The organism is Streptomyces sp. NPDC001927, assembly GCF_053594455.1.
This window is the reverse complement of record NZ_JBSFEN010000002.1, coordinates 511,983-536,914: the sequence shown is the minus strand read 5'-3', so window position 1 is coordinate 536,914 and position 24,932 is coordinate 511,983. Positions and strand designations below refer to the sequence as shown.

The following is a 24,932-nucleotide window of genomic DNA, read 5'->3' as shown; positions in this document are numbered from 1 at the left end:
CGCCATGCGGTTCCAGCTGCTCGGGCCGCTCAGCCTCGCGGACGGTGCCGAGACCGTCGTCCTCGCGCCGTCCCGCCCCACCAACCTCCTCGCGGCGCTGCTGCTCCACGCCAACGGGGTCGTCTCGGCCGACTACCTCCAGCAGGCCATCTGGGGCGAGGAACAGCCCGCCACCGCCAAGGCCGCCCTCCAGACCTGTGTCATGCGCCTGCGCCGGCTCTTCGTCAAGCACGGCGTGACCCAGACCCCGATCGAAGCTGTGCCCGGTGGCTACCGCATCGGCGCGGGCCCGCGCACCCTCGACCTGATCGCCTTCCGCGACCAGGTCGGTCGGGCCTCCGCCGAGCACGACCCCGAGGCCGAACTGCACCTGCTCAAGGACGCCCTGTCGCTCTGGCAGGGCGCCCCGCTCGCCAACGTGCGCTCCGACGTGCTCCACCGCGACGTCGTGCCACGGCTGGTCGAGGAACGCCTGCGCGCCGTGGAACGCGTCTGCGACCTGTACCTGGTCCTCGACCGCTGCGGCGACGCGCTCGTCGACCTGTGGGACGTCACCCGCGCCCACCCCGGTTACGAGCGCTTCCACGAGCAGCTGATCGAGGCCCTGTACCGGACCGGGCGGCAGGCCGAGGCGCTGGCCGAGTACCGGCGGATCAAGGAGTACCTCCTCGACGAGCTGGGCGTGGACCCCTCCCCGGCGCTCCGCAGGCTGGAACTGGCCATCCTGCGCGGCGACGACCTCGGCCCCGCCCGGTCCGCCCCGGCCGCGCCCGCACGCCTCGCCCTCACGGCCCCGGCGCACGCCGCCGAACCCGGGCCGCCGCTCGTCGCGCCCGTCCCCGTGGTCCCCTCCTTCACCGGCCGCGCCGCCGAGGTCGCCGCCATGACGGCCCGGCTCACCGAGCCGCGCGACGAGGCGGTGACCGTCCTTGTCTCCGGCGCGCCCGGCATCGGCAAGTCCGCGCTCGCCGCCCACGTCGCCCACCTGGTGCGGGACGCCTTCCCCGGCGGCCGCCTCCTGGTCCGCATGACCGACCCGCACGGCGCGCCCCGCCCCACGGGCGAGGTCGCGGCCGAGGTCGCGGCGGCCCTGCGCGACCGGCGCCCCGAGGACCGCGCGCTGCTCGTCCTGGACGACGTGACCGACGCCGAACAGGTACGCCCCCTCCTGCCCGTCGGCCCCGGCGGAGCCGCCGTCGTCACCAGCCGCATGGGGCTCGCCGGACTCATCGCCACCCACGGCGGCTGGGTCCACCGGCTCTCGGTCTTCGCCCCCGAGGAGTCCCACCGGCTCCTGCACACCGTCCTCGGCCCCGAGCGCGCCGACGCCGAACCGGAAGCCGTCCACCGACTGGCCGCGCTGTGCGGGCACTTCCCCCTCGCCCTGCGCATCGCGGCCGCCCGCCTGCTCACCCGGCCCGAGCTGCGGCTCGCCGACGGCGCCGACTGGCTCGCGGGCGACCCCGTCGCCCGGCTCGCGCTGCCGGACTCCCCGGACATGTCCGTGGACCGGGTCCTCACCGGCGCGATCGGCCGGCTCGACCCGCGCCTGGCCGACGTCTTCGGCCGGCTCGGCGCCCTTCCCCCGGAGTTCCGCGCCGAGGACTGCCGGGGCATCGAGGAGGCCGAGGCGACGCTGGAGCGGCTCGCGGACTCCGGCCTCCTGGAGGCGGGGCCGCCCGGCCCGTACCGGATGCACGACCTGCTGCGCCGCTACGCGCGGCGCAGTGTCGAACGCGCCCCCGATCGTCCTGCTGAACGTACCGCCGCCGCACGTACGCGACCGACAGAGAAGGTGTGACGCACATGGCTGAGGCTGAGGCTGAGATGGCTGGCACGGCGTCCGCTCCCGGCGGCGCCCCCCGGCCCGCGCCCGCCCCCGACGCGGCGTTCGACGCGCTCGCCGGGACCCGTCCCCGCATCCGCCGCGACGTCCTCTTCACTGAGACGCCCGGCGGCGTCCTCTTCCACAACGCCGACGGCGGCTTCCACCTCACCGGCAAGACGGCGTACCGCTTCGCCTCCCTCGTGGCCCCGCACCTGACGGGCGGTCACACGCTCGGCGAGCTGTGCACGGGCTTCGGTCCCGCCCAACGGGCCATGGCCGCCGTCCTGGTGGGCACCCTCTACGAGCGCTCGTTCGCCCGCGACGTACCCGAGACGGAGACCGGGGGCCCCGGGACCGACCTCGGTGCGGACCCGCACGCCGAGGCCGTCCTGCGGGAGTTCGCGGCCCAGATCGCGTACGTCGACCACTACGTCGAAGGCGCCCCGGCCCGCTTCGCGCGCTTCCGCCACACGCGCGTGGCCGTGCTCGGCGGCGACGAGACCGCCCGCTGGTGCGCGCTCAGCCTGGTCCGCAACGGCTGCGCCCACATCGGTGTCGGCCAGGACTTCCCGGAGGTCACGGAGGAGGCGGCCGAGGCGGGAACGCGCGGCTGCCCGGTGCGGATCGAGCGCCTCGCCCCCGACGCCGACTGGGCGGACCTGGCCGACTACGACGTCGTGATCGTCACCGGCGAGGGCGCCGCGGGCCGGGTCCACCGGCTGCTCGACTCCGGCGTGCCCCAGGGCCGTACGCTCATCCCCGCCTGGACCTTCGGCGAACGCTCCGTCGTCGGGCCGCTCGCGACCGCCTCCTCCACCGGCTGCTGGTCCTGCGCCGTGCTCCGGCTCGGCGCGAACACGGACGCAGCGGCCGCCGCCGAGCTGTGGGCGGAGGTGGCCGGCGCGTCCACCGCGTCCACCGCGGACGGAGGGCTGCTGACCGGACCGGTGGCGGCGATGACCGGCAACCTGCTCGGGTACGAGGTGTTCCGCCTCACCACCGGCGCCCTGCCCGCCGAGACCGCGGGGCAGGTGCTCCTCCAGGACCTCGCGTCCCTGGACGTCGTCGCCGAGCCGCTCCACCCGCACCCGCGCTGCCGCCGCTGCGCCACGCTCGCGCAAGCCGGTTCGGCCGCCGGCGGCCGGGAACGCGAGGCGGTGCCCGCCATGCTGGCGCTGCCCGAGACCGCGAGCGTGACGACCGCGCGCGAGGCCGAGGCCGAGGTCGACCGTCTGAACACCCTCAACTCCGCGCTCGTCCCCCCGCACACCGGGATCTTCCGCCATTACGAGGACGAGGACCTCACCCAGACCCCGCTGAAGATCAGCCGCCTGGAACTCGCCCTCGGCCACGGCGTGCGCCGCCGCATCGCGGCCTTCGACGTGCACCACCTGGCGGGCGCCCGGACCCGGGCGCTGTACGCGGCGGCGGAGGCGTACGCCGAGCATGTCGCCCTGCCCGAGGCCGCCGGGCAGGAGGCCGGTGCCCCCGCCGTCCGCCTGCTGCCCGACGCGCTGACCACCGGCGGCGGTACGGGTACGGGCGCCGAAGGCGTCACGGCGTGGGCGAGCGCCACCTCGCTGCTCACCAAGGAGAGCGTGCACGTCCCCGAGGCGGCCGTGCGCCCCTTCGGGGCCGCCAACCGGGACCGCGCGCACCTGGCGACCGGCGCGGGCGCCGGCGCGGGAGCGACGGCCCAGGAGGCGGCGGGCCGGGGGCTGTTGTCGGCCCTGGCGCACGACGCGCTGGTACGGGCGGTACGCGGGGACACCCGGGTGACGCCCGTGGCGCTCCCGGCCGTGGACACCGACCCGGTCGGCGCGGACGACCCGGAGCTGGTGTTCCTCGTCCGGTCCGCCGCCAACCTCGGCGTCACCGTGGAGCTCCTCGATCTCGGCGAGGACGAGCGCTCCTCGGCGTACGCGGTCCTTGCCCGTGAGACAGGCGCGACGGACGGCGACCGCTGGGCCGTCGGCGCGGGCCTCTCCCGCCGGGACGCGGCCTGCGACGCCCTGCGCGACCTCCTGGGCCGCGCCCAGCTCGCGGCGGACCCCTCGGCGGACCCCGCCGAGGACATCGACCTCGGTCTCCCGCTCGTCACCGACCTCGCCCCGGCGACGATCGCCGTCACCGACACGGCCGCCCGCCCGGCGGAGGGCACGGCCACCACCTTCGACGCCGTACTGGACCGGCTGCGGACGGCCGGACGGGACGTGCTGTACGTGGGGACCACCCCGGCCGACCTCGCGGCCTGCGGCGTGAGCACGGCGCGCGTCCTGGTCACCGTGCCGACGACCACCGAGGGCGGCGCCGCCGATGCCCACCGCTGACACCACCGCGCCCGAAGAGGTGTGGGCGCCGTCCGCCCGGGAGTTGGCGCGGCTCGTCCGGCGCACGCTCCAGGGCCACGGCCGCCCGGAGCAGGCCGTGGAGGTGGCACCGATCGGCGTCCGTGACGCCTTCCGGGACGGCAACGGAAACGGCGGCGGGACGGTGGCCACCGGGGTTCCGGTCCGCTTCTACGGACGGCAGGCCGTCGTCGGCCCCTTCCCCGACGGCCCCGACGGCCGGCCGGCCTGCGCCGCCTGCCTGGAGCGCCGCTGGCAGGCCGTCCGCTCCGTCGCGCTGCGCGAGGCGCTCGAGCTCGGCTCCGGCACCCGCGCGGCCGGTGAGTCCCCGTACGTCACCCCCTTCGCCGCCGACGCGATCGCCGGTCTGATCGCCGCCCGGCTCGCCGGCGGCGGCCCCGGTGAACCGGTCTTCCCCGCCGTCCACCTGGTCGACCTGATGACCCTGAAGGTCCGCCACTACCCGCTCGTACCCGACCCCGAGTGCCCCGCGTGCGGCCAGGTCGAGGAGGACACCGCGGCCCGCGCGGTCCTGGACCTGCGGCCCGCGCCCAAGCACCGCCCCGGGGGCTTCCGGGTCCGGGACATCGGCGCCTACGAGCTGCCCGTCGAGCCGTACGCCAACCCCGTCTGCGGCTCGCTCGGACCCTCTGTGGTCCAGGACGTCGCCTCGCTCTCCACCTCCGCCACCATCGGCTGCTTCTCGATGCGCTCGGGGGAGTACCTGCGCGAGACCTTCTGGGGCGGCCACGCCGACACCTTCGCCGAGAGCGTCCGCATCGGAGTCCTGGAGGGACTCGAGCGGTACGCCGGTATGCGCGCCCGGGGCAAGCGGGCCGGGGTCCGCGACTCGCTCGACGGGCTCACCGCGCGCGGTGTCCCCGCCCTCGACCCGCGCCGGTGCGGGCTCTACTCGGAGGCCTTCCACCGGGCCAACCCCCGGGTGCGGCCCTTCGCCCCCGAACGCACCATCCCCTGGGTGTGGGGCTATTCGCTGCGCGACCGCGAACCCGTCCTCGTGCCGGAGGTTCTGACGTACTATCACGCGCCCGGCCTGGAGAACCGCTTCGTACAGGAGTCCTCCAACGGCTGTGCCTCCGGCGGGAGTCTGGAGGAGGCCGTCTACTTCGGCCTGATGGAGGTCGTCGAACGGGACGCGTTCCTGCTCGCCTGGTACGGGCGGGTCGCACTGCCCGAGATCGACCCGCGCACCAGCACCCGGCGCGCGACCCGGCACATGGTCGACCGGCTGGCGATGTACGGCTACGAGGCCCGGTTCTTCGACACCCGGATCACCTTCCCCGTCCCGGTCGTCACCGGCGTCGCCGTACGCCCCGACGGCGGGCTCGGCCGGATGTGCTTCGGTGCGGGCGCAGGACTCGACCCGGAGGCCGCGCTCGCGGGCGCGCTCTGCGAGATCGCCACCGACGCCGTCAACCTCCAGGGCCGCACCGAACGCGACGAGGAGCGGCTGCGGGCCATGGCGTACGACTTCGACAAGGTGGCGGCCCTGCACGACCACCCGCTGGCGTACGGCATCCCGGAGATGGGCGACCACGCCCACTTCCTGCTCGGGGAGCCGGGCGCGCCCCGTCCGCCCAAACGCTCGTTCGCCGACGTGTACGGGGACGGCCGGGTGCTGCCCGTCTCCGCCGACCTGCGGGAGGACCTCCAGGTGTGCGTGGACGCGGTCGCCGCCGCCGGATTCGACACGATCGTCGTCGACCAGACCATGCCCGAGCAGCGGCGCCTCGGTCTGACCACCGTGAGCGTCCTCGTGCCGGGCCTGCTGCCGATCGACTTCGGCCACACGCGTCAGCGCGCGCTCGGGATGCCGAGGCTGCGCACCGCGCTCCGGGAGGCGGGCCTGCGCGAACACGACCTGGTTCCTGGGGACTTCAACCCCGCTCCCCACCCCTTCCCATGAGCCGACCGCTGCCGCCGCACCCGAAGGAGTCCCCCATGGGGTACGCCCACGACTACGCCGCCGCCATCATGCGGCGCGGCCGGGTCCCGATGCCCCCGGCCGACCACGTCCCGAACTGGGCCGACGCTCCGCGCAAGACGAAGTTCTACCCGGGCGCCGACCACCTTCCCCTGCCCGACGGCGACTACCCGGCCGAGGCAGCCCTCGACGCCGGCCTCGGCCTCGCCGAACCCCCCGTCGGGGAAGGCCTGTTCGACCTCCCCGCGCTCTCCGGCATGCTCCGTGACTCCTACGGGCTCACCGGGCGCCGCCTCGGCGTCCAGGCCAACACGGACCTGAGCGCCCTGCCCTCGTACCCGCTCGCCAACTGGTCCCGGGGCACCGCCTCCGGCGGCGGGCTCTACCCGGTCAGCGTCTATTGGGTGTCCGGCGCGAGCGGTCCCGTGCCGCCCGGTGTGCACTACTACGCGACCCGCCACCACGCGATGCAGCGCCTGCTGACCGGCGACGTCACCGGCGAGGTGCGCGCGGCGCTCGGCCAGGGGGCGCCGGGGCCGGACCTCACGGACCAGTACCTGGTCCTCGGCGTCAAGTACTGGCAGAACGCCTTCAAGTACAACAGCTTCTCCTTCCACGCCGTGAGCATGGACATCGGGACCGTGCTCCAGACCTGGCGGATGTGGGCCCGCGCCCGGGGACTCGAGATCGAGCCGTCCCTGTGGTTCGACGAGGAGCGGCTCGCCCGGCTCCTGGGCGTACGGTCCGAGGAGGAGGGCGTCTTCGCCGTCGTGCCGCTGCGCTGGAAGGGCACGCCGCAGGCGACCGCGCCCGTCGCGGCCTCGGTGCGCCGCTCCGACGTCGAGCGGTCCCGTACCGTCCTCACCTTCGAGGCGGTGACCGGCATGCAGGCCGCGACCTCCCGGCGCGCCGCCGACCGTCCCACCGCCGCCGCGCTGGCCCAGGCCGCCGTGGCGCCGCCGCGCGCGGAGTCGGCCGAGGTCCGGCTGCCCGCGCCCCGCCCCCTGACGGCGGATGTCCGCACCGCGCTGCGCCGCCGGCGCAGCAGCTTCGGCCGCTTCGACGCTCAACGACCTGTCTTTCTCGACCAGTTGACGGCGTGCCTGGCCGCCGCCACCTCCGCGTCCCGGCTCGGCGGCGACACCCGCGGCGCCGAAGACGCACCGCTTGCGCGGCTGTACGTGTTCGTCAACCACGTCGAGGGGCTCGCCCCTGGCAGCTACGCCTACGACCCCGACGCGGGTGCCCTGCGGCCGGTGAAGGAGGGGCGCCCCGGCGCCTTCCTCCAGAAGAACTACTTCCTCGCCAACTACAACCTGGAGCAGGCGGGGGCCGTGCTCGTGCCGGCCATGCGGACCACGGCGGTCCTCGACGCGGTGGGCGACCGGGGGTACCGCCTGGTCGGCGCGACCATCGGGGCCGTGTCCCAGGCCGTGTACACCGCCTCGGCCGCGATGGAACTGGGCTGTGGGGTGGCCCTGGGCTTCGACAACATCTCGTACATCGAGGAACTCGGCCTCGACGGGACGGGCGAGTCCCCCCTGCTGATCATGCTCATCGGCAACGAGCGGCCCGTCCCGGCCGACTTCCGCTACGAGATCGCCTGAGGGGGAGAGGTCATGGCGCCGTTCGTGATCCGGGTGGCGGGGCTGCCCGTGGAGACCGTACGAGAGCTGCGCTGTCCCGGCAGCCGACGCTGGGCCGACGAGGTCGCCGACGCGACCGAAGCGCTCCGGGCGGCGGGCGAGGCCGTCGGCGACCGCCTGCACGGCCTGGTCGGACGTACCGAGGACGGGCAGGAGGACGTCCGTCGGCGGCTCCTCGCGCTGCGGCGCGCCGTCTTCAACGGGCGTCCGCCTCAGGACCCGCAGGGTGTACGGGATTTGGTCGCCTCGCTCGACGCGGAGACCGGTCGTGCGCTCGACGCCTGGCTGGCCGAGCACCGCTGGCTCGCGGAACGGCGCGCCGAGGGCGCGGCGTTGCTCGCCGAGGAGACAGGGCGCGCCCGCGCCGCCCTGGCCCGTCTCGCCGACGAGGAACGGCTGCGCAAGGCCCTGCTGCTGGCCTCGCCCGTCCTGCACGGCCAACTCGACGCGTACGTACGGGCGGTGGGTCCGGATGCGGGAACCCCCGGCAAGAAGCTGCGCAAGATCGAGCGGTCACTGCTGTCGTATCTCTACCGGACCGTGTGCAAGACCAGCCCGTTCTCCACGTTCACCGGGGTCGCCCTCGGGGAGTTCGCCGCGCACGAGGACGGCCTCGCCGTCCGGGTCGACGACGAGTGGACCGGGCACGCCCGGCTGAACGTGGTCGCCCTCGGGCGGCTCGCCGAGACCATCGCCGCCGACCCGGTCCGCCGGGCGGACCTGCCCGTGTCGCTCGCCAGCGGCTGGGGGCGGGACGACGACCGGGTCCGGTACGTCCGGCGCTGGGTCACCGCGGGCGACGACGACACGGCCGTCACCTTCGACGCCGTACAGGACCGGCTGTTCTTCCTGCGGCGCAGCGGCACCCTGGAGCGGCTGCTCGGCCTCTTTGAGGAGCGCGGCACCCTGCGCCACGGCGAACTCGCCGCCTGGCTGGCCGCCGAGCACGGTGGGGGCCCGGACGGTGCCGAGGACGTCGAGCGGTATCTCGGCGCCCTCCTCGACGTCGGCATGCTCCAGGTGCCCGTTCTGCGCACCGAGGTCCACGACACCGATCCGCTCCGTGCCTTCCAGGCAGCCCTGCGCGCCGTCGGGCGCCCCTGGGCGGACGAACTGGCCGCCGAACTCGACACCCCGGTCTCGCTCGTCGACCGGTTCGCGGAGGCCGCCCCCGACGAGCGCCCGGCCGTGCTCGGCGCGCTGCGCGAGCGGCTGCGGGAGATCCAGCGCCTGCTGGGCGCCGAGGAGGGGCGCGTACCGCAGACCGTGCTGTACGAGGACGCGGCGGCGGGCACGGCCACCGGTCCCGACGCCGGGACCTGGGCGCGGCTCGCCGAGGCCCCGCTGGCGGCGGTGGAACGGGTCCTGCCCGCCTTCGATCTGACGCTCCCTCAACGGCTCATCCTCAAGGGCTTCTTCCTCGCCCGCTACGGAAAGGGCGGCCGCTGCGGCGATCTGCTCAAGCTGGTCCACGACTTCCACGAGGACTTCTTCGAGCAGTACATGTCGTTCACCGCCAAGCGCACCCCCTTCGACGCGGACGGCCGGTACGTCCCCGAGGAGAACTGGCTCGGGCAGCCCGAGCTGAAGGCGCTCGACACCGCCCGGCTGGCGTTCGTGGACCGCATGCGGTCCCTGTGGGCGGCGGCCGGCGACAGCGGCGCCGACGAGATCCTCCTGGACGACGCCTTCATGGCGGAGATCGCGGCCGAACTGGACGGCCTCGCACCGCACTTCGCGCCCATGAGCCACCACATCCAGCTCGCCGACCGGCCCGACGGCGGACCGCTCCTCGTCCTCAACGGCTCGTACGGCGGCCTTTCCTTCCCCTTCAGCCGCTTCACGGAGCTCTTCGACGGGCTCGCCGAGCGCCTGCTCGAAGCCTCGGCCGCCGTCGTGCCGCCGGGCACGGTCCTCGCCGAGGTCACCGGCGGCCCGGTGACCAGCAACCTCAACCTGCACGGCCGGCTCGTCCCGTACGAGATCGTCTGCCCCGGCGAGACCGGCACCCTGGAACCGGAGCACCGGATCGACCTCGGCGACCTGTACGTCGAGCACGACGAGGCCACCGACCGGCTCGTCCTCCGGTCCACCCGCCTCGGGCGCGAAGTGGTCCCCGTCTACCTCGGCTACCTCGTCCCGCTCGCCCTGCCCGAACTCGCCCGCACGCTCCTGCTGCTCTCGCCGACCTCCATGGCACCGCTGAACGTCTGGGGCGGCGTGCCCGAGGGCGAGCCGACCGCCGGCGTCACCTCCCGCCCCCGCGTCCGGCACGGCGGCCTGGTCCTGGCCCGCCGCAGCTGGAGTGCGCCGGCCACCGCGCTTCCGCCGCGAAGCACGGCGGGCGAGGGCGAGGGGCCTGCCGCCGACGCGGAGCGGTTCCTCGGCTGGCACCGCTTCCGGCGCGCCCACGGCCTTCCGGACCGGGTGTTCGCCACCGTCTCGGACAGCGGGGCCCGTGGGGCGACCGGGGCCAAGCCGCAGTACGTCGACTTCGACAGCGCCCTTTCGCTGGCCGCGTTCGAGGCGCTCCTGAAGAGCGAGCAGGCCCGCGTGGTCTTCCGCGAGGCCCTGCCCGACGAGGACGAGCTGCACGTCACGACCGGGCGAGGCCGCCACGTGGCCGAACTGTCCGTGGAGACCCTGCCGCCGGCGGCGGAGGCAAACCGTGCGGCCCCGGCGATCCCCGCGACCCTCGCGATCCCCGTGACCTCTGCGACCCTCGCCACCCCGCCGTCCCCGCAGACCCGGAAGGGGAACTCCCGATGACCGCCACCACCCCACCCGCGGCCCCGCCGTCCGTCACCGCGACCTCGGCGGCCGCGCAGGGCGCCTGGCAGGCCACGCACGTCTTCTACGCCGCCAACCCCCGCCCCTTCCTGCTCCAGTGCGTGCGCCCGCTGGTGGCCGAGCTCGCGGCGGACGGGCTCCTCGGCAACTGGTTCTTCATCAACTACTGGCTCCAGGGCCCGCACGTCCGGCTCCGTGTCCGCCCCTCCTCGCCCGCCGCCGAGGACGAGGTGCGCCGCAGGACCGAGCAGGCGATCGACACCTTCCTGGCCGAGCGCCCGGCGCTGTACGAGGTGGACTCGGGTTTCCTGCACGACTTCTACAACACGCTCTTCGAGATCGAGTTCCCCGGCGCGGAGCGCGCGCCCTTCGTCGACGACGACGGCCGGATGATGCTGCGGCCCAACAACTCGCGCAGCGCCGAGCCGTACGAGCCGGAGTTCGGCAAGTACGGCGGCCCGGCCGGGATCGAGCTGGCCGAGTGGCACTTCCGGCACTCCAGCGAGCTGGTCGTGGACGCCTTCCGCACCAAGAACCTGCACCTGCGGACGGTGCTGCTCGGCACCTCCGCCCAGCTGATGATGGTCATGTCGGCTGCCTTCCTGCCGGAGGAGCGGGAGTTGGCCGACTACCTCGACAGCTACTACGAGTTCTGGCACAAGGCGTTCCCCGGCACCGGCTTCATCGGGAGCGAGGAGTACGACCGCAACTACGTCGCCATGGCCCCGGACCTGACCTCCCGCTTCGCCGCCGTCCGGGCCGCCGTGGCGGCGGGCGGGCAGCGGCCCGTACGGCTGCCTTCGTTCCTCGGCGGGTGGGCCGACCACTGCCTCGAACTGCGCGAGCGCGCGGAACGGCTGGCGCGCGACGGCGACCTGGTCTTCCGTTCCTGGGACGGCGAGCGGGACGAGCGCGTCACCGACCCGGCGGTCGCGCTGCCGCTCCTGCTCTCCCCGTACATGCACATGACCAACAACCGGCTGCACGTGACCATCCGCGACGAGGCGTACCTCTCCCACGTCCTGGGCCGCTGCCTGCGGGAGTCCCCATGACGGCGGAGGTCGAGTACCGGCCGGCCCTCCGCTCGGGCGTCCTCGTGAGCGACCCCTACCTGCGCGGCCCGGCGACTGTGCACCTGATCAAGGACACCGTCGGCGGCCAGTCCTTCAAGGTCGGCGTCAAGGAGTCCTTCCTCATCTCCCGGATGGACGGCAGCCGTACGCTCGACCAGCTCGGCGAGGCGTACGCGCGGGAGTACGGGCGCCGGCTCGGCGACTCCAACTGGGGGCAGCTGCTCGGCATGCTGGGCACGCGTGGCCTGCTGGCGGACTCGGCCCCGCACGAAGCCCCGACCGCCGCCGCGGCCTCGCCGGCCGTCCCCGAGGCGCCGCCCTCACGCCGCCTCCTCGCCGGCAGCATCCGGCTCGTCGCGGACGCCGACGCCACCACCGCGCGCCTGCACCGCGCCGTCGGCTTCCTTCTGCACCCCGTCTGCATGGTGCCGCTGCTCGTCGCCGTCCTCGCCATGGAGACCGTCCTCGCCCTGCGCCTGGGCGACGCCGTGCTCGCCGCCCGGGACCTCTTCCTCAACCCCGTCCTGCTGGCCGCCACCGGCGTCCTGCTCTGGCTGAGCACCGCGCTCCACGAACTGGCGCACGGAGTGGTCGCACGTCATTTCGGTGGACGAGTCGGCGAGATCGGGCTGCGGTGGCGGCTCCCAGTGGTGATCATGTATTGCACCGTGGACAACTACCTCTACCTCCGGACCCGTTGGCACCGGATCGCGACCGCCGTCGCGGGCGCCGTGATGAACCTCCTCTTCCTGCTGCCCTTCTGCGCCCTCTGGCTCTGGGCACCGGTGGACGCGGCGACCCACGACGCCCTGACCGGACTGCTGCTGCTCGGCAGCGTGCAGGCGTTCGCGATGCTGGTCCCGCTGCCGCCGCTCGACGGCTACAAGATCGTCAGCCAGTGGGCCGGAGCCACCGAACTCGCCGCATCCAGCCGCGACTTCCTGCGCCTCGCCGTCCGCCGCGACCCGGCGGCGGCCGGCTACCCGGGCCGGGCCCGTACCGTCTACACCGCCTACGGACTGGGCACCCTGCTCGTCCTCGGCGTCCTCGCCGCCTCGGCGGCGGCCATCGTCCACCACCTGCTGACCGCGGCCCGAGCCGCGTGACCAAGGAGCGCACCATGCCCCCCACCACCCCGTCTCCCGCGCGGGAGAGCGCGGCCCCGCACGAGACCACCGAGCCGGGAGGGGGCGCCGAGCGCCGGGACGCGGCCATCGTGCTCGACTCCGTGCACAAGCGGTACGGCTCCAAGCAGGCCGTGGACGGCATCTCGCTCACGGTGGCGCGCGGCGAGTTCTTCGGACTGCTCGGCCCCAACGGCGCCGGGAAGACGACCCTGATCGAGATCGTGGAGGGGCAGCGGCAGGCCGACTCCGGCACGGTCGCCGTGTTCGGGGAGAGCCCCTGGCCCCGTAACGTCGGCCTGCTGCCCCGGATCGGCGTGCAGACCCAGACCTCCGCGTTCTTCGTCCGGCTGACGGCCCGCGAGCACCTGGAGACCGTCGCCGCGCTCTACGGCGCCGGAACGGACGCCGCCGCACGGGCCCTGGACTCCGTGGGTCTCACCGAGCACGGCGCGGTCCGCGTCGAGGACCTGTCCGGCGGCCAGCGCCAGCGGCTCGCGATCGCCTCGGCTCTCGTGCACGAGCCGGAGCTGATCTTCCTGGACGAGCCGACGGCCGCCCTCGATCCGCAGGCCCGCCGCGCGCTCTGGCAGGTCCTGCGCGAGCTGAAGGGCGCCGGCCGCACCATCGTCTACACCACCCACCACCTCGACGAGGCCGAGGCGCTCTGCGACCGGGTCGCCATCATCGTGGACGGGCGGGTGCGCGCGCTCGACACCCCGGCACGGCTCGTCTCCGCGGGCAGCCCCACCACCTGCCTGGTGGTCCCCGCCGGGCGGCTCACCCCGGAGGCCGCGCGGGCCATCCCCGGTGTCATCGGCGTCACCGAGGAGCCCGACGCCGTCGTCCTGGAGACCCTCGACGCGGGGCCCGTCCTGGCGGCGGTCGGCGAGATCGCCGGCCTCCAGGGCATCCGCACCCGTACGGCCAGCCTGGAGGACGTGTACCTCCAACTGACCGGCGACGTCACCCCGCAGCCGTAACCACGCCCCGCCCGGTCCACCGGACGTGGACAGAGTTCAGAGAACGGACACGGAGACCCACCCCATGAGCGCATACGCCGCACTGACCCGCGCGGGCTACCGGGCCTACACCCGCGACAAGACCACCCTCTTCTTCACCTTCGCCTTCCCGCTGCTCTTCCTGGTCGTCTTCGGGCTGATCTTCCACGGCAAGGAGGTCGAGCAGAGCGGGCAGCCGTACATCAACTACATCGCTCCCGGCGTGCTGTCCTGGGGTGTCGCCAACGCGGCCGTCTTCGGGGTGGGCTTCGTGCTCATGCAGTGGCGCCGCGACGACATCCTGCGGCTCATCCGGATGACGCCGGTCCGGCTGCCCTCCGTGCTCGCCTCCCGCTACGGGCTCGCCATCGCCATCGGCATCGTGCAGACCGCGCTGTTCGTGGGGGTGGCGCTGCTGCCCTGGTTCGGGCTCAAGCCGGCCGGCTCCTGGCCGCTCGTGCTGCCGGTCCTCGTGCTCGGCATCACCGCCTTCCTCGCCCTCGGCGTCATCGTCGGCTCGTTCGCGAAGACGCCCGAGGCGGTCGCGGCCGTCGCCAACTGCCTGATGATCCCGATGGCGTTCCTGTCCGGCTCCTTCTTCCCGCTGGACGCAATGCCGGAGTGGATGCAGAGCCTCGCCCACGCCCTGCCGCTCTTCTACCTCAACGACGGCGTCTCCGCCGCGCTCACCGGCAACGGCTCGGGCGGCGACATCGCCGTGGCCTGCGCCGTCCTGGCCGGAGTCGCCGTCGTCCTCGGAGCCATCGCCTTGAAGACCTTCCGCTGGAGCGACAAGTCATGACGACCCAGGCGCCGAGCACACAGTCCGCCGCCCCCGCGGGCGCACCGCTGGAGGCGGCCAGGGCGCTGCTCCAGCGCTCGCTGACCGCCCGCCACGCCGGACAGGAGCGGCTGCCCGCGCCCCTGGTGGTTCCGCTCGGCGCCGCCGACACCCTGGGCTTCGGCCGCCCCGACCCGTATGCCCGAATACGGCCCGAGGCCACTGTCCACCTCACCTCACGGGCCGTGCTCCTCGGCCCGTGGGGCGGCGACCGGGACGGCGCGCGGGTCGCCTGCGGGCAGTGCCTCGCCATGCGCTGGCAGCGGCTGCGCAGCCGCTCTGAGCGGGAAGCCCTGGAGCTGGGGTACGCGTCTCAAGGCGCCGCTGCCTGGCCCGTGTTCACCGACTACGCCCTGGACGCCGTCTGGGCCGCGTACCGGGCGACGCTTCCCGGCGACCGCACCGGCCCCTCCACAGCCTCCGCGCCCGACCGGGAGCTGCCGCAGGTCACCCGGGTCGACCTCGCGACCCTCGCCACGGCGACCTTCCCGCTGCTGCCCGAGCCGCTCTGCCCCTCGTGCGTGCGCGAGCGCCCCGACACCGCCGAGTCGGCCCGGATGACCCTCGGCCCGGCGCCCAAGCCGGACCCGTCCGGATACCGGCTGCGGTCCCTCGGCTCGTACCCGCTGCCCACCACCGCCCTGGCCAACCCGGTCTGCGGCGCCCTCGGCTCCGACGTCTGGATCAACCCGGTCTCCACCACCACCGCCCCGGTGGCCGGCACCCATTTCGTCCGGGGCTACGCGGGCCTCAACGACGTCACCTGGAGCGGCCAGGCCAACAGCTACGGCACCAGCCGTACGCTGGCCCACCTGGAGGGCCTGGAGCGCTACGCGGGCACCCACCGCCGACGCGGCACGGCGCCCGTCTCCGCCTCGTACCACGCACTCCTCGCCGCCGGGACGCCCGTCCTCGACCCCGCCGAGTGCGGTCTGTACGCCCCGGAGACGTACGAACGCGACCACCTCGTCAGCCCGTTCGACCCGGACCGCGCCATCCCCTGGGTGTGGGGCCACTCGCTGCGCTCCGACGCGCCCGTCCTCGTACCGGCGCGCCTCGCGCACTACAGCGCGGGCGTCGACGCCGACAACTTCGTCTTCGAGTGCTCCAACGGCTGCGCCACCGGCGGGAGCCTCGAAGAGGCCATCCTCTTCGGCCTGTTGGAGCTGATCGAGCGGGACGCCTTCCTGCTCGCCTGGTACGGCCGCGCCCGGCTCACCCGGATCGACCTCGCCACCTGTCGCGCCCCCGCGATCCGTTCGATGATCGACCGGGCCGCGCTGCACGGCTACGACGTGTACGCGTACGACAACCGCATGGACCTCGCCGTCCCCGTCGTCACCGCGCTCGCCGTCCGCCGTGACGGCGGCCCCGGCGCGCTCTCCTTCGCCGCCGCGGCCGGCTTCGACCCCGAGAGCACCGTGGACTCCGCGCTCTCCGAAGTCCTCACGTACATCCCCCATCTGCCCTACCAGGTGGCCGAACGGATCGGCGAACTGGAGGAGATGGCCCAGGACTTCACCAAGGTCCTCCACCTCAAGGACCACGCCCAGCTCTACGGGCTGCCCTCGATGACCGTGCACGCGGCCGAGTACCTGGAGCCGGACGGCGTCCTGTCGCTCGATGAGGCCTTCGCCGATTGGGAACCGAAGCGCCCCCGCACCGGGGACCTGATGGACGACCTGCGGCTGCTCCGCGACGAGCTGGTCCACGCCGGGCACGACGTGATCGCCGTCGACCAGACGACCCCCGAGCAGCGGCGGATGGGCCTGCACACGGTCGCCGCGATCGTGCCGGGACTGCTGCCCCTCGACTTCGGCTGGACCCGCCAGCGGGCCCTGCTGATGCCCCGGCTGCGCACCGCCCTGCGGGCGTCCGGCAGACGGGCCGCCGATCTGCGCGAGGACGAGATCAAGGCCGTGCCGCACCCGTTCCCGTGAGCTGCCTCCGTACGGGCGCCGAACGCGGGGAAGCCCCCGCCCGGGCGGTGTTCACCGCCGGGCGGGGGCTGCCGATCGCGGGGAACGCGCGATCAGGCGCTGCAGGAGGTGGTGCTGGTGGTGCTGGAGCAGGTGGAGGTCGAGGAGGACGAGGTGCACCCGGCCAGAACGACCTCGACCGCGTCCGAGTAGTCCGAGATCTCGAAGGTCTCCGACTCCAGCTCCAGGATCTCGTCGGCGAGGGTCGCGAGCTCCGTCTTGGGCGCCATGGGGTTCTCCTTCGCGTCACAGGGGTCCGCCGGCTGCTCCGGCGGCACTCCCTTGCGAGGCCTCATTCCAGCCGGGCCCGCTGTCAGATCGGCCGTCGTGCCGCTGTCAGTTCGCTGTCACCCCGTGACAGCGCCCCGCAGGCCGCACTGACCGGCCCGTACCCCACCCTCGCGAAGAGCGGGACACCCAGCCGCACCAGGACGCCCGGCCGTCCGCAGCCCCGGCAGGAGACAGACATGGACACGACGCCAGCCACCGAGGTGCCCGAGGTCGTCGAGGTGCCCGAGGAGGAGCTGCGGCCCGCCCTCGAGCTCTACCTCGACCTGCACACCCACCCCGAGCTCTCCGGCGACGAGGCACGCACCGCCGACCGCTTCGCCGCCTGGTTGGAGCTGCACGGCTGTACCGTCGCCCGTGGCGTGGGCAAGGGCCACGGCGTCGTCGGAGTCCTGCGCAACGGCCCCGGACCCACCGTGCTGCTCCGCGCCGAACTGGACGCCCTGCCGGTCACCGAACGCACCGGCCTGCGGTACGCCAGTACGGTCCCCGGCGTGATGCACGCGTGCGGCCACGACCTGCACCTGGCGGCCGCCGCCGGCGCGCTCGCCCGGCTCGCTCGCTCCCGCTCCGCCTGGCGGGGCACGGTCCTCGTCGTCGGCCAGCCCGCCGAGGAGACCCTCCAGGGCGCGCGGGCGATGGTCGACGACGGTCTTTACGAGCGGTTCGGCACCCCGGACCTCGTCCTCGCCCAGCACGCGGCGCCGTTACCCGCCGGGACGGTCGCGCACGCGGGTCCCGGTCCGCTGATGCCCGCCAGTACGGCGCTTGAGGTCGTCATCCACGGGCGCGGCGGCCACGGCGGCACCCCGCACCTCTCCGTCGACCCGGTCCTGACCGCGGCCGCCACCGTCGTACGGCTCCAGTCGGTGGTCGCGCGGGAGACCGCGCCGGCCGAGCCCGTCGTCCTCACCGTCGGCTCCCTGCGCGCCGGTGACCGCGCCAACGTCATCCCCGACCGGGCCGAACTGAGCGTGTCCACACGGGCGTTCGGGGACGCGGCGCTCGCCCGGGTCGACGCGGCCGTGGAGCGGATCGTCCGCGCCGAGTGCGCGGCCTCCGGCTGCCCGAGAGAGCCGGAGTTCACGGTCACGGCCCGCTCGCCCGTCCTCGTCCCCGACCCGGCGGCGACGGTCGCCCTGCGCCGGGTCCACGCGACCGCGCTCGGCGCGCGCCGGGTCACGCTCACGCCCCCGCTCACCGCCACCGAGGACTACGCCGCCTTCGGCACGGACGGCGTCCCCCTGGCGTACTGGCTGCTCGGCACGGTCGGGGCGACGCGGTGGCGTCGGGCCGTGGAGTCGGGCGAGCCGCTCCCGCCCAACCACGCACCGGAGTTCGCCCCGGACGTACGCACCGCCCTGCCGACCGGCATCACCGCCCTCACGGCCGCCGCCCTGCACGTCCTCACGGCTGGAGAGGGGACATGATCGTGACCGACCACGCGCTCCGATTCGTCGACGTGGTGGCCGTACGCCACGACGCCACGGCCCCGGCCGGGCCGACGACCGTGATCCGCCTCCTCTGTCTGCTGCCGGGTCACTGGGCCTGTACGCCCCAGGTGGCCGCCGACCGCATCCGGCTGCGGATCGCCCTCGACGGGGACGTCGACCACCCGGCCGTGCGACGGACGGTGGCCGCCGTCCTCGCGGACGCCGCCCTGCACGGCTGGTCGGTGCCGGGCGGCAGTCGGTAGGCCCCCGGGTTCAGATCCAGCCGCGCTCGCGCGCGAGGAGGGCGGCCTGGGCCCTGCTGTTGGCACCGAGGGTCTGGAGCAGTTCGGCCACGTAGCGCCGATAGGTACGGACCGAGACCTCCAACTCGCGTGCCCCCGCCTCGTCCTTGGCGCCCGTGCACATGAACGCAAGGACCTGTCGCTCGCGTTCGGTCAGCTCGCCGCCGCCGGGTCCGGAGCCCTCGGAGCGAGCCGAGGAGGCGAGATCCTCCGCGCCCTCCCAGATCTTCTCGAACAGCGCGATGATGTTCGTGACCAGGCCGCTCTGGTGCGCGAGCAGCGCGCCGCGCGCGGTGTTGCGCGGGTCGAGAGGTACAAGGGCGGTGGAGCGGTCGTACACGATCATCCGCTCCGCGGTGTCGCCGGTGACCCTTATCTCGGCCCCGTGGGAGGCCAGTTCGCGGAGGTAGTCGGCCGTCGGCCGGTCGTCGAGCGCGGCGCGTACGACCACGTTGCGGATCCTTACGCCGCGCCGCAAACATCGCAGGTCGAGCGGCCGGGAGCGGGCGATGTTCTCGGGGGAGAGCCGGTGGGAGGTCTCGACGGCCAGGATCTCGTCGCGGGCGAAGAAGGCGAGGTCGTCGATCCGGTTGCGGATGTTGGAGAGCCCGTCCAGCTGCTCGATGCCGACGGAGGTCTCGGTGCGGGCCGAGGTCTCCGCGCGTAACCCGTCGATGACGTGCCGGGATCGGGTGACCCGTTGCAGCTCCCGGTGCAGCTCGGTGAGCCGGCGGTCGGTCAGCCGGGTCAGTGCCGCCTCGGGTTCGGCGGGGGAGACCCGCCCGTCGGGCCGTTCGGGGTGGAGCAGTTCGAGGTCCCGTAAGCGCGCGAGGCAGGCGCGGGTCTCGTCCGGGTCGGTGTGCAGCAGCAGATGGACGTCGTCGGCGGGGGTGTCCGGGTTGCGGAGGAAGTGCCGGTAGAGCTCCTCCTCCAGAGCCGAGACTCCGAACACGGCCATCTCGTTCTCGGCCACGTGCGCATCGCCCCCAGTCCCTGATCCACGGTGGCGGTGTGCGGGTCTCGCGGGCCACCGGTGTGGTCGTGGGAACACTAGATGATCGCACCGCTGACCGTGACCGGCTCGGACCGGAGCGTGTACGAAGCGTCGGTGAATTGTGGGTGGTTCCCCCCGGGATGGGCCACATGACCGTCCCGACATCGTCCTTGTCGCCGTCCTCATCCCCGTCCTCGGCCGGGCGCCGCGTACAGTGTCGGCGGGCGCGGTGTGATCACGAGGAGTACGAGTGACCGCGGTGAGTCTTGAACACACCACCGTCCCCGCCGACAGCGGCGAGGTGACCCTGCTGATAGCCCGCCGGGTGGAGCCCGGCTACGAAGCGGCCTTCGAGCGGTGGGCCAGGGGCATCCTCGAGAGCGCGGCCGCCTTCCCGGGGCACCTCGGGTACGGGCTCTTCCGCTCGTCCGGAGGCGACGCCCCCTGGTTCCTCGTCCACCGGTTCCGGGACGCGGAGGCCTGCCGGATCTGGCAGGAGTCGCCGGAGAGGGCGGCCTGGTTCGCGGACTGCGAGGGGCACCACCACACCGAGATCGCGCGGCGGAAGCTGACCGGCATGGAGACGTGGTTCGCCAAGCCGGGCTCGACCCGGCCCGCGCCTCCCCGGTGGAAGATGGCGATCAGCGCGACGCTCGCGATCTACCCGATCTCGCTCCTCGGCGGCTGGCTCCTGGTGCCCCGGCTGACCGCGCTGCCGTACGTGCTGAGCAGCGCGGTCGTCGCGTGTGTCTTCAACGTCCTGATGACGTACGTGTCGATGCCGGCCGTGAGCAGGCTCCTCAGGGGTTGGCTGAGCCGCTGAGGAGTCGCCTTCAGGACGCTTGAGAGGTGTCTTCAGGGCGCTTGAGGGGCCGTCCTCAGAGCGCGGCGGTCGCCGTGACCCGCGCCTGGTGGACCCGCAGGTGCAGGGTGGCCAGGTCGAGCAGCGGCGTGGGCACGGACAGGGCACGCGCGCGTGCCACCAGGTCCCCGAAGAGGTGCTCGACCTCCGTCGGGCGCCCGGCGGCCAGGTCGCGGTAGAGCGAGGGCACCATGGGCGACCCGGTGGCGGTGACGATGCCGAGCGTCATGTCCCGTTCCGTCCGCGGTACGGGATGGCCTGCCGCCTCCGCGACCGCCGCCGCCTCGGCGAGGACGGCCGGGCCGAGCTCCGCGCCGCCCGGGACGGCGGTGACCTCCCCGACCGTGCCCCGCATCAGGCTCGTCACCGCGCCGAACGTGGTGATGAAGACCCACTTGTGCCACATGGACGTCATGACGTCCTCCGGCACCAGGGCGTCGATGCCGGCCTCGGCGAGGACGGACCGGACCTTCTCCACGCGCGCGGTGGGCGTCCCGTCCTGCTCGCCGATCGTCAGATGGGCGAGCGGCGCGAGGCGGACGATGTCCCCGTGCTCGTCGAGCGTGGTGACCACCTTGGCGACCCCGCCGAGGACCCGCGTGGCGCCGAAGCGGGCGTTCAGGGCGTCGATGTGGGCGAGACCGTTCAGCAGCGGCACGATCACGGTGTCCGGTCCGACGGCCGGCGCGACGTCCTCCATCGCCTGCTCCAGGGCGGTGGACTTCACCGAGAACAGGACGAGGTCGTACGTCGTGTCCAGCGCGTCGGCCGTGACGAGCCGGGGCGCGACGGACCACTCCTCGCCCGGGCCGCCCCGCCCGACGACGCGCAGGGCGCGCTCGCGCAGCTCGGCCGCGCGGCGCGGGCGGACCAGGAAGGTGACGTCCTGTCCGGAACGGGCGAGCAGCGCCCCGAAGTAGCCTCCGGTGGCTCCGGCGCCGACGACCAGGATCTTCATGAGTGCGGACCTCTCGGGGAACGTTGCGCGGTGGACGGTACGAGCAGGGGGCGGAGCAGCCGGTGCGGGCGGGCGAGGGCCGCCGTCACCGGGTCGTCGTCCTCGGCCGGGGGCGCGAGGCCCGGGCCCGGCGCCACGAGGACGTCGCCGACCGGGACCGGGGCCCCGCACCCCGTACAAAGGCCGTCCTCGGCGATCGGCGCGTCGTCGTCGGCGTGGCGGAAGACGCGGCGCGGGCCGCCGGCGGAGCCGTAGAAGTCGTCGCCCCAGGACGTGAGGGCGCGGACGGCGGGCCAGAGCGCGACGCCCTTGGAGGTGAGGGCGTAGACCTCGCGGCGGCCGGTGTCCGGAAGGCGGGCGAGGACACCCGCGTCCGTGAGCGAGGCGAGCCGGTCGGCCAGGACGGCGCGGGGGAGCCGGAGATGGGCGGCGAACTCGCCGAACCGGCGGACCCCGAAGAAGGCGTCCCGCACGATCAGCAGCGTCCAGCGCTCACCGACGACCTCCATGGAGCGCGAGAGGGCGCAGCTCTGGCCGCTGTAGTCGCGGGGGAGTGGCATGCGGCAGACAGTAGCGCGGAGAGTTCGGTGGTTGAACTCTTTTCGCGGAACAGGGAGGAACGGGGTGAAGGAGAAGGGGGCGGAGGGGGATTAGGCTCGGGGGCGATGAAGACGCCACCGACCCGGGAGCCCAAGGCCGACAAGGCGAGCGTGCGACGCCACAACCTGAGCCTCGTCCTGCGCACCGTCCACGACGCGGGCGAGACGACCCGCGCGGCCGTCGCGGCGCGCGTCGGCCTCACCCGCGCCGCCGTCTCCTCCCTGGTGGAACAGCTCATGGAGCAGGGCTTCCTGGTCGAGTCGGGCAAGACCTTCAGCGGACAGGCGGGCCGCCCGGGGACGGTCCTGAAGCCCGCCGACACCGGTCCGGCCGGGCTCGGGGTCGAGATCAACGTCGACTACGTGTCCGTGTGCGTCGTCGACCTCGCGGGGACCGACCGGGTCCGGGTCGCGGAGTCCGTCGACAACCGGGCGGCCGAGCCGGCCGAGGTCCTCGCGCGCGCCGCCGGGCTCGCGGCGCAGGCACTGCGGAGCGCGGCGGAGCGGGAGCTGCGCCCGGCCGGGGTACGGCTCGCCCTGCCGGGCCTCGTCTCGTCCGGAACCGTCCAGCAGGCCCCGAACCTCGGCTGGAACCGCGTGCCCGCCGACCGGCTCTTCGGCGAGGCCCTCGCGGAGCGGTGGCCCGGGCAGGGCGAGCTGCCGGTCACCTCCGACAACGAGGCGAACGCGGCCGCGCTCGCGGAGCTGTGGTTCGGCGCGCTCGGTGACGTACGGACCTTCCTGTACCTGACCGGCGAGATCGGGGTGGGCGGCGCGATCGTCGTGGACGGCGAACTGCTGCGCGGCGCCCACGGCTTCGCCGGCGAGATCGGCCACCTGCCCGTGGACGCCGACGGGCCGCTGTGCCGCTGCGGCTCGCGCGGGTGCCTGGAGCAGTACGCGGGCCAGTCGGCGCTGCTGCGGGCGGCGGGGGTCGCCGGGGTGGAGGAGCTGGCGCGCGCCGCCGACGCGGGGGAGCCCCGCGCGGTGGCCGCCGTCGAGGAGGCGGGCCGGATGCTCGGCCTCGCGCTCTCCGGCGCGGTGAACCTGCTCGACCCCGAGGCGGTCGTCCTCGGCGGGATCTACCCCCTGCTGATGACCCGTCTCGGCCCGGCCGTGAACGCCGAACTCGCCCGCCGCGTGGTCTCCGGCCTCTGGCCCCCGGCCGCGGGCCGCCTTCGCCCCGCGTCCCCGGCCACCCCGGCGTCCCGAGGCGCGGCCGCGTTCGTCATCCGGCAGGTCCTCGACGATCCCTTGACGTACATGACCTGAGGCTCGCGGTTGCGGCGCCCCGCCGTTCGCCGGGCGGCCCGTGCCGCACTCCTCCCTGCCGCCGGAGCGCGCCGTTCCGCGCGTCCCCCGGCCCCCCGTCGCGACTCTCATCCCACTCTCACGCAGGCCTTATCCAGCCATCACCGCGCGCCCCTAGCTTCGCGCTCATGTTCTTCACCTACCTCCGGCGCGAGCTGCGCCGTCGCAGAAAGGCGGCGCTCGTCGTCGCCTCCGGGCTCGCGCTCGGGATCGCGTTGGTCATCGTCGTCAACTCCGTGGCCGCCGGCATGAAGCAGGCCCAGACGCAGGTCCTGGAGTCCCTCTACGGTCTCGGCACCGATCTGACCGTCACCAAGGCCCGCGAGGAGCCCCAGGCCGGTCAGCAGACGCAGCGGCCGCGGTTCGAGTTCGACGCCAACGAGGACGGTGAGGAACAGAGCAGCGACCGGCTGATGGTCCAGGGCTTCCAGACCCTGGCCGCGTCGACGGTCACCACCGTCGCGAAGCAGGACGGTGTCGCCCAGGCCGTCGGCGGCCTCAGCCTCACCAACCTCAAGATCGACGGCGAGTTCAAGCGCGGCGAGTTCAAGCAGGCGCAGCCCGCCCAGCCCGGTGGCCCCGGTGGCTCCGGCAACGGAAGCGGCGGCGGGGGCCGGGTCGAGGGTGGCGGCGCCGCCTTCGACGTCAACTCCTTCACCCTCTACGGCACCGACGTCACCACCCCCGACCTCGGCCCCCTCACCACCTCCACGATCACCGCGGGCCGTACCTTCAAGACCACCGAGACCGACGCCAAGACCGTCGTCGTCGACAGCGCCTACGCCAAGCAGGAAGGCCTCGCCGTCGGCGAGACCCTCACGGTCAAGGCGGTGAAGTTCGAGGTCATCGGCATCGCCACCGCCGACAGCGGCCAGTCCGCCGCCCAGGTCTACCTGCCGCTCAAGCAGGCACAGACCCTGTCGGACTCCAAGGACAAGATCACCACCGTCTATGTGAAGGCGACCGACTCGACGCGGATCGACGCCGTCAAGTCCGCCATCCAGAAGAACGTCGCCGGCACCACGGTCACCACCTCCGCCGACCTCGCCGAGACCGTCTCCGGCTCCCTCGACACCGCCGCCAACCTCGCCACCAACGTGGGCAAGTGGCTCTCGTACGCCGTCCTGGTCGCGGCCGTCCTCGTCGCCGGGCTGCTCACCTCCTCGGCCGTCAGCCGCCGGGTGCGCGAGTTCGGCACGCTCAAGGCGCTCGGCTGGAAGAGCGGCCGGGTCACCCGGCAGGTCATGGGCGAAGCGCTCGTCAACGGCCTCATCGGAGGCGCCCTCGGCATCGCCGTCGGCCTCGCCGGCGCGTACCTGGTCACCGCCGTCAGCCCCACCCTCACCGCCGAGCTCGGCAGCGGCGCGCTGACCAGCGGCGGCCCGGGCGGCGGCGGCCGGATGCTCGGCGGACCCGGCATGGGCGCCGCGAGCCAGGGCGCTGCGGGCAACACCCTCGACATCGCCCTCACCGCGCCCGTGAGCGTCACGACCGTCGGCCTCGCCGTCCTCCTCGCCCTCGGCGGCGGGCTCGTCGCGGGCGGCTTCGGCGCCTGGCGCGCCTCGCGCCTGCGGCCGGCGGACGCGCTGCGCCGCGTCGAGTAGCCCGAA

At 74.1% G+C, this 24,932-nt stretch carries 19 protein-coding genes; 15 read left to right on the top strand and 4 right to left on the bottom strand.

The genetic code is table 11. The features are described 5' to 3' along the window. Nucleotides 1–4: 4 nt before the first annotated feature. The 10 genes from ACWCO8_RS06950 (at nt 5) to ACWCO8_RS06905 (ending at nt 16,536) form a co-directional block, all read left to right on the top strand. Complete coding sequence (locus tag ACWCO8_RS06950) at nt 5–1,801, top strand: BTAD domain-containing putative transcriptional regulator (RefSeq protein WP_451031304.1); 1,797 nt, start codon at nt 5–7, stop codon at nt 1,799–1,801. 5 nt (nt 1,802–1,806) lie between these two features. Beyond that, nucleotides 1,807–4,158 carry a TOMM precursor leader peptide-binding protein gene (locus ACWCO8_RS06945; protein WP_451031303.1) on the top strand — a complete coding sequence of 784 codons (2,352 nt, stop codon included), beginning with the start codon at nt 1,807–1,809 and terminating at the stop codon, nt 4,156–4,158. Then, the gene (locus ACWCO8_RS06940; protein ID WP_451031302.1) at nt 4,145–6,103 is read left to right on the top strand and encodes a TOMM precursor leader peptide-binding protein; all 1,959 of its coding nucleotides are present in this window, start codon (nt 4,145–4,147) and stop codon (nt 6,101–6,103) included. Before ACWCO8_RS06945 ends, ACWCO8_RS06940 begins: the two co-directional genes overlap by 14 nt. Nucleotides 6,104–6,138: 35 nt before the next feature. Further along, nucleotides 6,139–7,728 (top strand): SagB family peptide dehydrogenase, encoded by a 1,590-nt coding sequence (locus ACWCO8_RS06935; RefSeq protein WP_451031301.1) that lies wholly within the window; start codon nt 6,139–6,141, stop codon nt 7,726–7,728. 12 nt (nt 7,729–7,740) lie between these two features. After that, on the top strand, nt 7,741–10,536 hold the full coding sequence (locus ACWCO8_RS06930; RefSeq protein WP_451031300.1) for a lantibiotic dehydratase: 2,796 nt from the start codon (nt 7,741–7,743) through the stop codon (nt 10,534–10,536). Further along, the gene (locus tag ACWCO8_RS06925; RefSeq protein WP_451031299.1) at nt 10,533–11,609 is read left to right on the top strand and encodes a lantibiotic dehydratase C-terminal domain-containing protein; all 1,077 of its coding nucleotides are present in this window, start codon (nt 10,533–10,535) and stop codon (nt 11,607–11,609) included. Before ACWCO8_RS06930 ends, ACWCO8_RS06925 begins: the two co-directional genes overlap by 4 nt. After that, on the top strand, nt 11,606–12,736 hold the full coding sequence (locus ACWCO8_RS06920) for a metalloprotease (protein ID WP_451031298.1): 1,131 nt from the start codon (nt 11,606–11,608) through the stop codon (nt 12,734–12,736). The genes ACWCO8_RS06925 and ACWCO8_RS06920 overlap by 4 nt, the downstream gene beginning before the upstream one ends. A 14-nt stretch (nt 12,737–12,750) precedes the next feature. Further along, on the top strand, nt 12,751–13,737 hold the full coding sequence (locus tag ACWCO8_RS06915; protein ID WP_451031297.1) for an ABC transporter ATP-binding protein: 987 nt from the start codon (nt 12,751–12,753) through the stop codon (nt 13,735–13,737). A 64-nt stretch (nt 13,738–13,801) separates the two neighbouring features. Then, nucleotides 13,802–14,557: an ABC transporter permease gene (locus ACWCO8_RS06910; protein WP_451031296.1), complete on the top strand. Its 756-nt coding sequence runs from the start codon at nt 13,802–13,804 to the stop codon at nt 14,555–14,557. After that, nucleotides 14,554–16,536, top strand: a complete 1,983-nt coding sequence (locus ACWCO8_RS06905; RefSeq protein ID WP_451031295.1) for a TOMM precursor leader peptide-binding protein — start codon at nt 14,554–14,556, stop codon at nt 16,534–16,536. The genes ACWCO8_RS06910 and ACWCO8_RS06905 overlap by 4 nt, the downstream gene beginning before the upstream one ends. A 92-nt stretch (nt 16,537–16,628) precedes the next feature. Here ACWCO8_RS06905 and ACWCO8_RS06900 read toward each other — a convergent pair whose 3' ends face one another. Further along, complete coding sequence (locus ACWCO8_RS06900) at nt 16,629–16,805, bottom strand: thiazolylpeptide-type bacteriocin (protein WP_015609023.1); 177 nt, start codon at nt 16,803–16,805, stop codon at nt 16,629–16,631. A 237-nt stretch (nt 16,806–17,042) separates the two neighbouring features. Between ACWCO8_RS06900 and ACWCO8_RS06895 the strand changes: the two genes are divergently transcribed. Together ACWCO8_RS06895 and ACWCO8_RS06890 are read left to right on the top strand one after the other, a co-directional pair. After that, on the top strand, nt 17,043–18,293 hold the full coding sequence (locus ACWCO8_RS06895) for an amidohydrolase (protein WP_451031294.1): 1,251 nt from the start codon (nt 17,043–17,045) through the stop codon (nt 18,291–18,293). Then, the gene (locus tag ACWCO8_RS06890; RefSeq protein WP_451031293.1) at nt 18,290–18,559 is read left to right on the top strand and encodes a hypothetical protein; all 270 of its coding nucleotides are present in this window, start codon (nt 18,290–18,292) and stop codon (nt 18,557–18,559) included. The genes ACWCO8_RS06895 and ACWCO8_RS06890 overlap by 4 nt, the downstream gene beginning before the upstream one ends. Nucleotides 18,560–18,569: 10 nt before the next feature. Here the strand turns inward: ACWCO8_RS06890 and ACWCO8_RS06885 are convergent, their stop codons facing one another. Continuing rightward, nucleotides 18,570–19,571: a helix-turn-helix transcriptional regulator gene (locus tag ACWCO8_RS06885; protein WP_451031292.1), complete on the bottom strand. Its 1,002-nt coding sequence runs from the start codon at nt 19,569–19,571 to the stop codon at nt 18,570–18,572. Nucleotides 19,572–19,842: 271 nt separating this feature from the next. Between ACWCO8_RS06885 and ACWCO8_RS06880 the strand changes: the two genes are divergently transcribed. Beyond that, nucleotides 19,843–20,415, top strand: coding sequence for an antibiotic biosynthesis monooxygenase (locus ACWCO8_RS06880; RefSeq protein WP_451031291.1), 573 nt, complete (start codon nt 19,843–19,845; stop codon nt 20,413–20,415). A 55-nt stretch (nt 20,416–20,470) separates the two neighbouring features. Here the strand turns inward: ACWCO8_RS06880 and ACWCO8_RS06875 are convergent, their stop codons facing one another. Together ACWCO8_RS06875 and ACWCO8_RS06870 are read right to left on the bottom strand one after the other, a co-directional pair. Then, complete coding sequence (locus ACWCO8_RS06875) at nt 20,471–21,412, bottom strand: ketopantoate reductase family protein (protein ID WP_451031290.1); 942 nt, start codon at nt 21,410–21,412, stop codon at nt 20,471–20,473. After that, complete coding sequence (locus tag ACWCO8_RS06870; protein ID WP_451031289.1) at nt 21,409–21,972, bottom strand: winged helix-turn-helix transcriptional regulator; 564 nt, start codon at nt 21,970–21,972, stop codon at nt 21,409–21,411. The genes ACWCO8_RS06875 and ACWCO8_RS06870 overlap by 4 nt, the downstream gene beginning before the upstream one ends. Nucleotides 21,973–22,077: 105 nt before the next feature. On the opposite strand from ACWCO8_RS06870, the gene ACWCO8_RS06865 reads away from it, so the two are divergent. Further along, the gene (locus ACWCO8_RS06865; RefSeq protein WP_451031288.1) at nt 22,078–23,283 is read left to right on the top strand and encodes an ROK family transcriptional regulator; all 1,206 of its coding nucleotides are present in this window, start codon (nt 22,078–22,080) and stop codon (nt 23,281–23,283) included. A 167-nt stretch (nt 23,284–23,450) separates the two neighbouring features. Next, nucleotides 23,451–24,926, top strand: coding sequence for an ABC transporter permease (locus ACWCO8_RS06860; RefSeq protein ID WP_451031287.1), 1,476 nt, complete (start codon nt 23,451–23,453; stop codon nt 24,924–24,926). Nucleotides 24,927–24,932 lie beyond the last annotated feature (6 nt).

Bases quoted from the DNA above. Each gene is read 5' to 3' on its own strand.
- ACWCO8_RS06890 (WP_451031293.1), top strand. From the start codon at position 18,290: ATGATCGTGACCGACCACGCGCTCCGATTCGTCGACGTGGTGGCCGTA.
- ACWCO8_RS06895 (WP_451031294.1), top strand. From the start codon at position 17,043: ATGGACACGACGCCAGCCACCGAGGTGCCCGAGGTCGTCGAGGTGCCC.
- ACWCO8_RS06920 (WP_451031298.1), top strand. From the start codon at position 11,606: ATGACGGCGGAGGTCGAGTACCGGCCGGCCCTCCGCTCGGGCGTCCTC.
- ACWCO8_RS06900 (WP_015609023.1), bottom strand. From the start codon at position 16,805: ATGGCGCCCAAGACGGAGCTCGCGACCCTCGCCGACGAGATCCTGGAG.
- ACWCO8_RS06870 (WP_451031289.1), bottom strand. From the start codon at position 21,972: ATGCCACTCCCCCGCGACTACAGCGGCCAGAGCTGCGCCCTCTCGCGC.
- ACWCO8_RS06860 (WP_451031287.1), top strand. From the start codon at position 23,451: ATGTTCTTCACCTACCTCCGGCGCGAGCTGCGCCGTCGCAGAAAGGCG.
- ACWCO8_RS06935 (WP_451031301.1), top strand. From the start codon at position 6,139: ATGGGGTACGCCCACGACTACGCCGCCGCCATCATGCGGCGCGGCCGG.
- ACWCO8_RS06925 (WP_451031299.1), top strand. From the start codon at position 10,533: ATGACCGCCACCACCCCACCCGCGGCCCCGCCGTCCGTCACCGCGACC.
- ACWCO8_RS06905 (WP_451031295.1), top strand. From the start codon at position 14,554: ATGACGACCCAGGCGCCGAGCACACAGTCCGCCGCCCCCGCGGGCGCA.
- ACWCO8_RS06930 (WP_451031300.1), top strand. From the start codon at position 7,741: ATGGCGCCGTTCGTGATCCGGGTGGCGGGGCTGCCCGTGGAGACCGTA.
- ACWCO8_RS06875 (WP_451031290.1), bottom strand. From the start codon at position 21,412: ATGAAGATCCTGGTCGTCGGCGCCGGAGCCACCGGAGGCTACTTCGGG.
- ACWCO8_RS06910 (WP_451031296.1), top strand. From the start codon at position 13,802: ATGAGCGCATACGCCGCACTGACCCGCGCGGGCTACCGGGCCTACACC.
- ACWCO8_RS06945 (WP_451031303.1), top strand. From the start codon at position 1,807: ATGGCTGAGGCTGAGGCTGAGATGGCTGGCACGGCGTCCGCTCCCGGC.
- ACWCO8_RS06865 (WP_451031288.1), top strand. From the start codon at position 22,078: ATGAAGACGCCACCGACCCGGGAGCCCAAGGCCGACAAGGCGAGCGTG.
- ACWCO8_RS06950 (WP_451031304.1), top strand. From the start codon at position 5: ATGCGGTTCCAGCTGCTCGGGCCGCTCAGCCTCGCGGACGGTGCCGAG.
- ACWCO8_RS06915 (WP_451031297.1), top strand. From the start codon at position 12,751: ATGCCCCCCACCACCCCGTCTCCCGCGCGGGAGAGCGCGGCCCCGCAC.
- ACWCO8_RS06940 (WP_451031302.1), top strand. From the start codon at position 4,145: ATGCCCACCGCTGACACCACCGCGCCCGAAGAGGTGTGGGCGCCGTCC.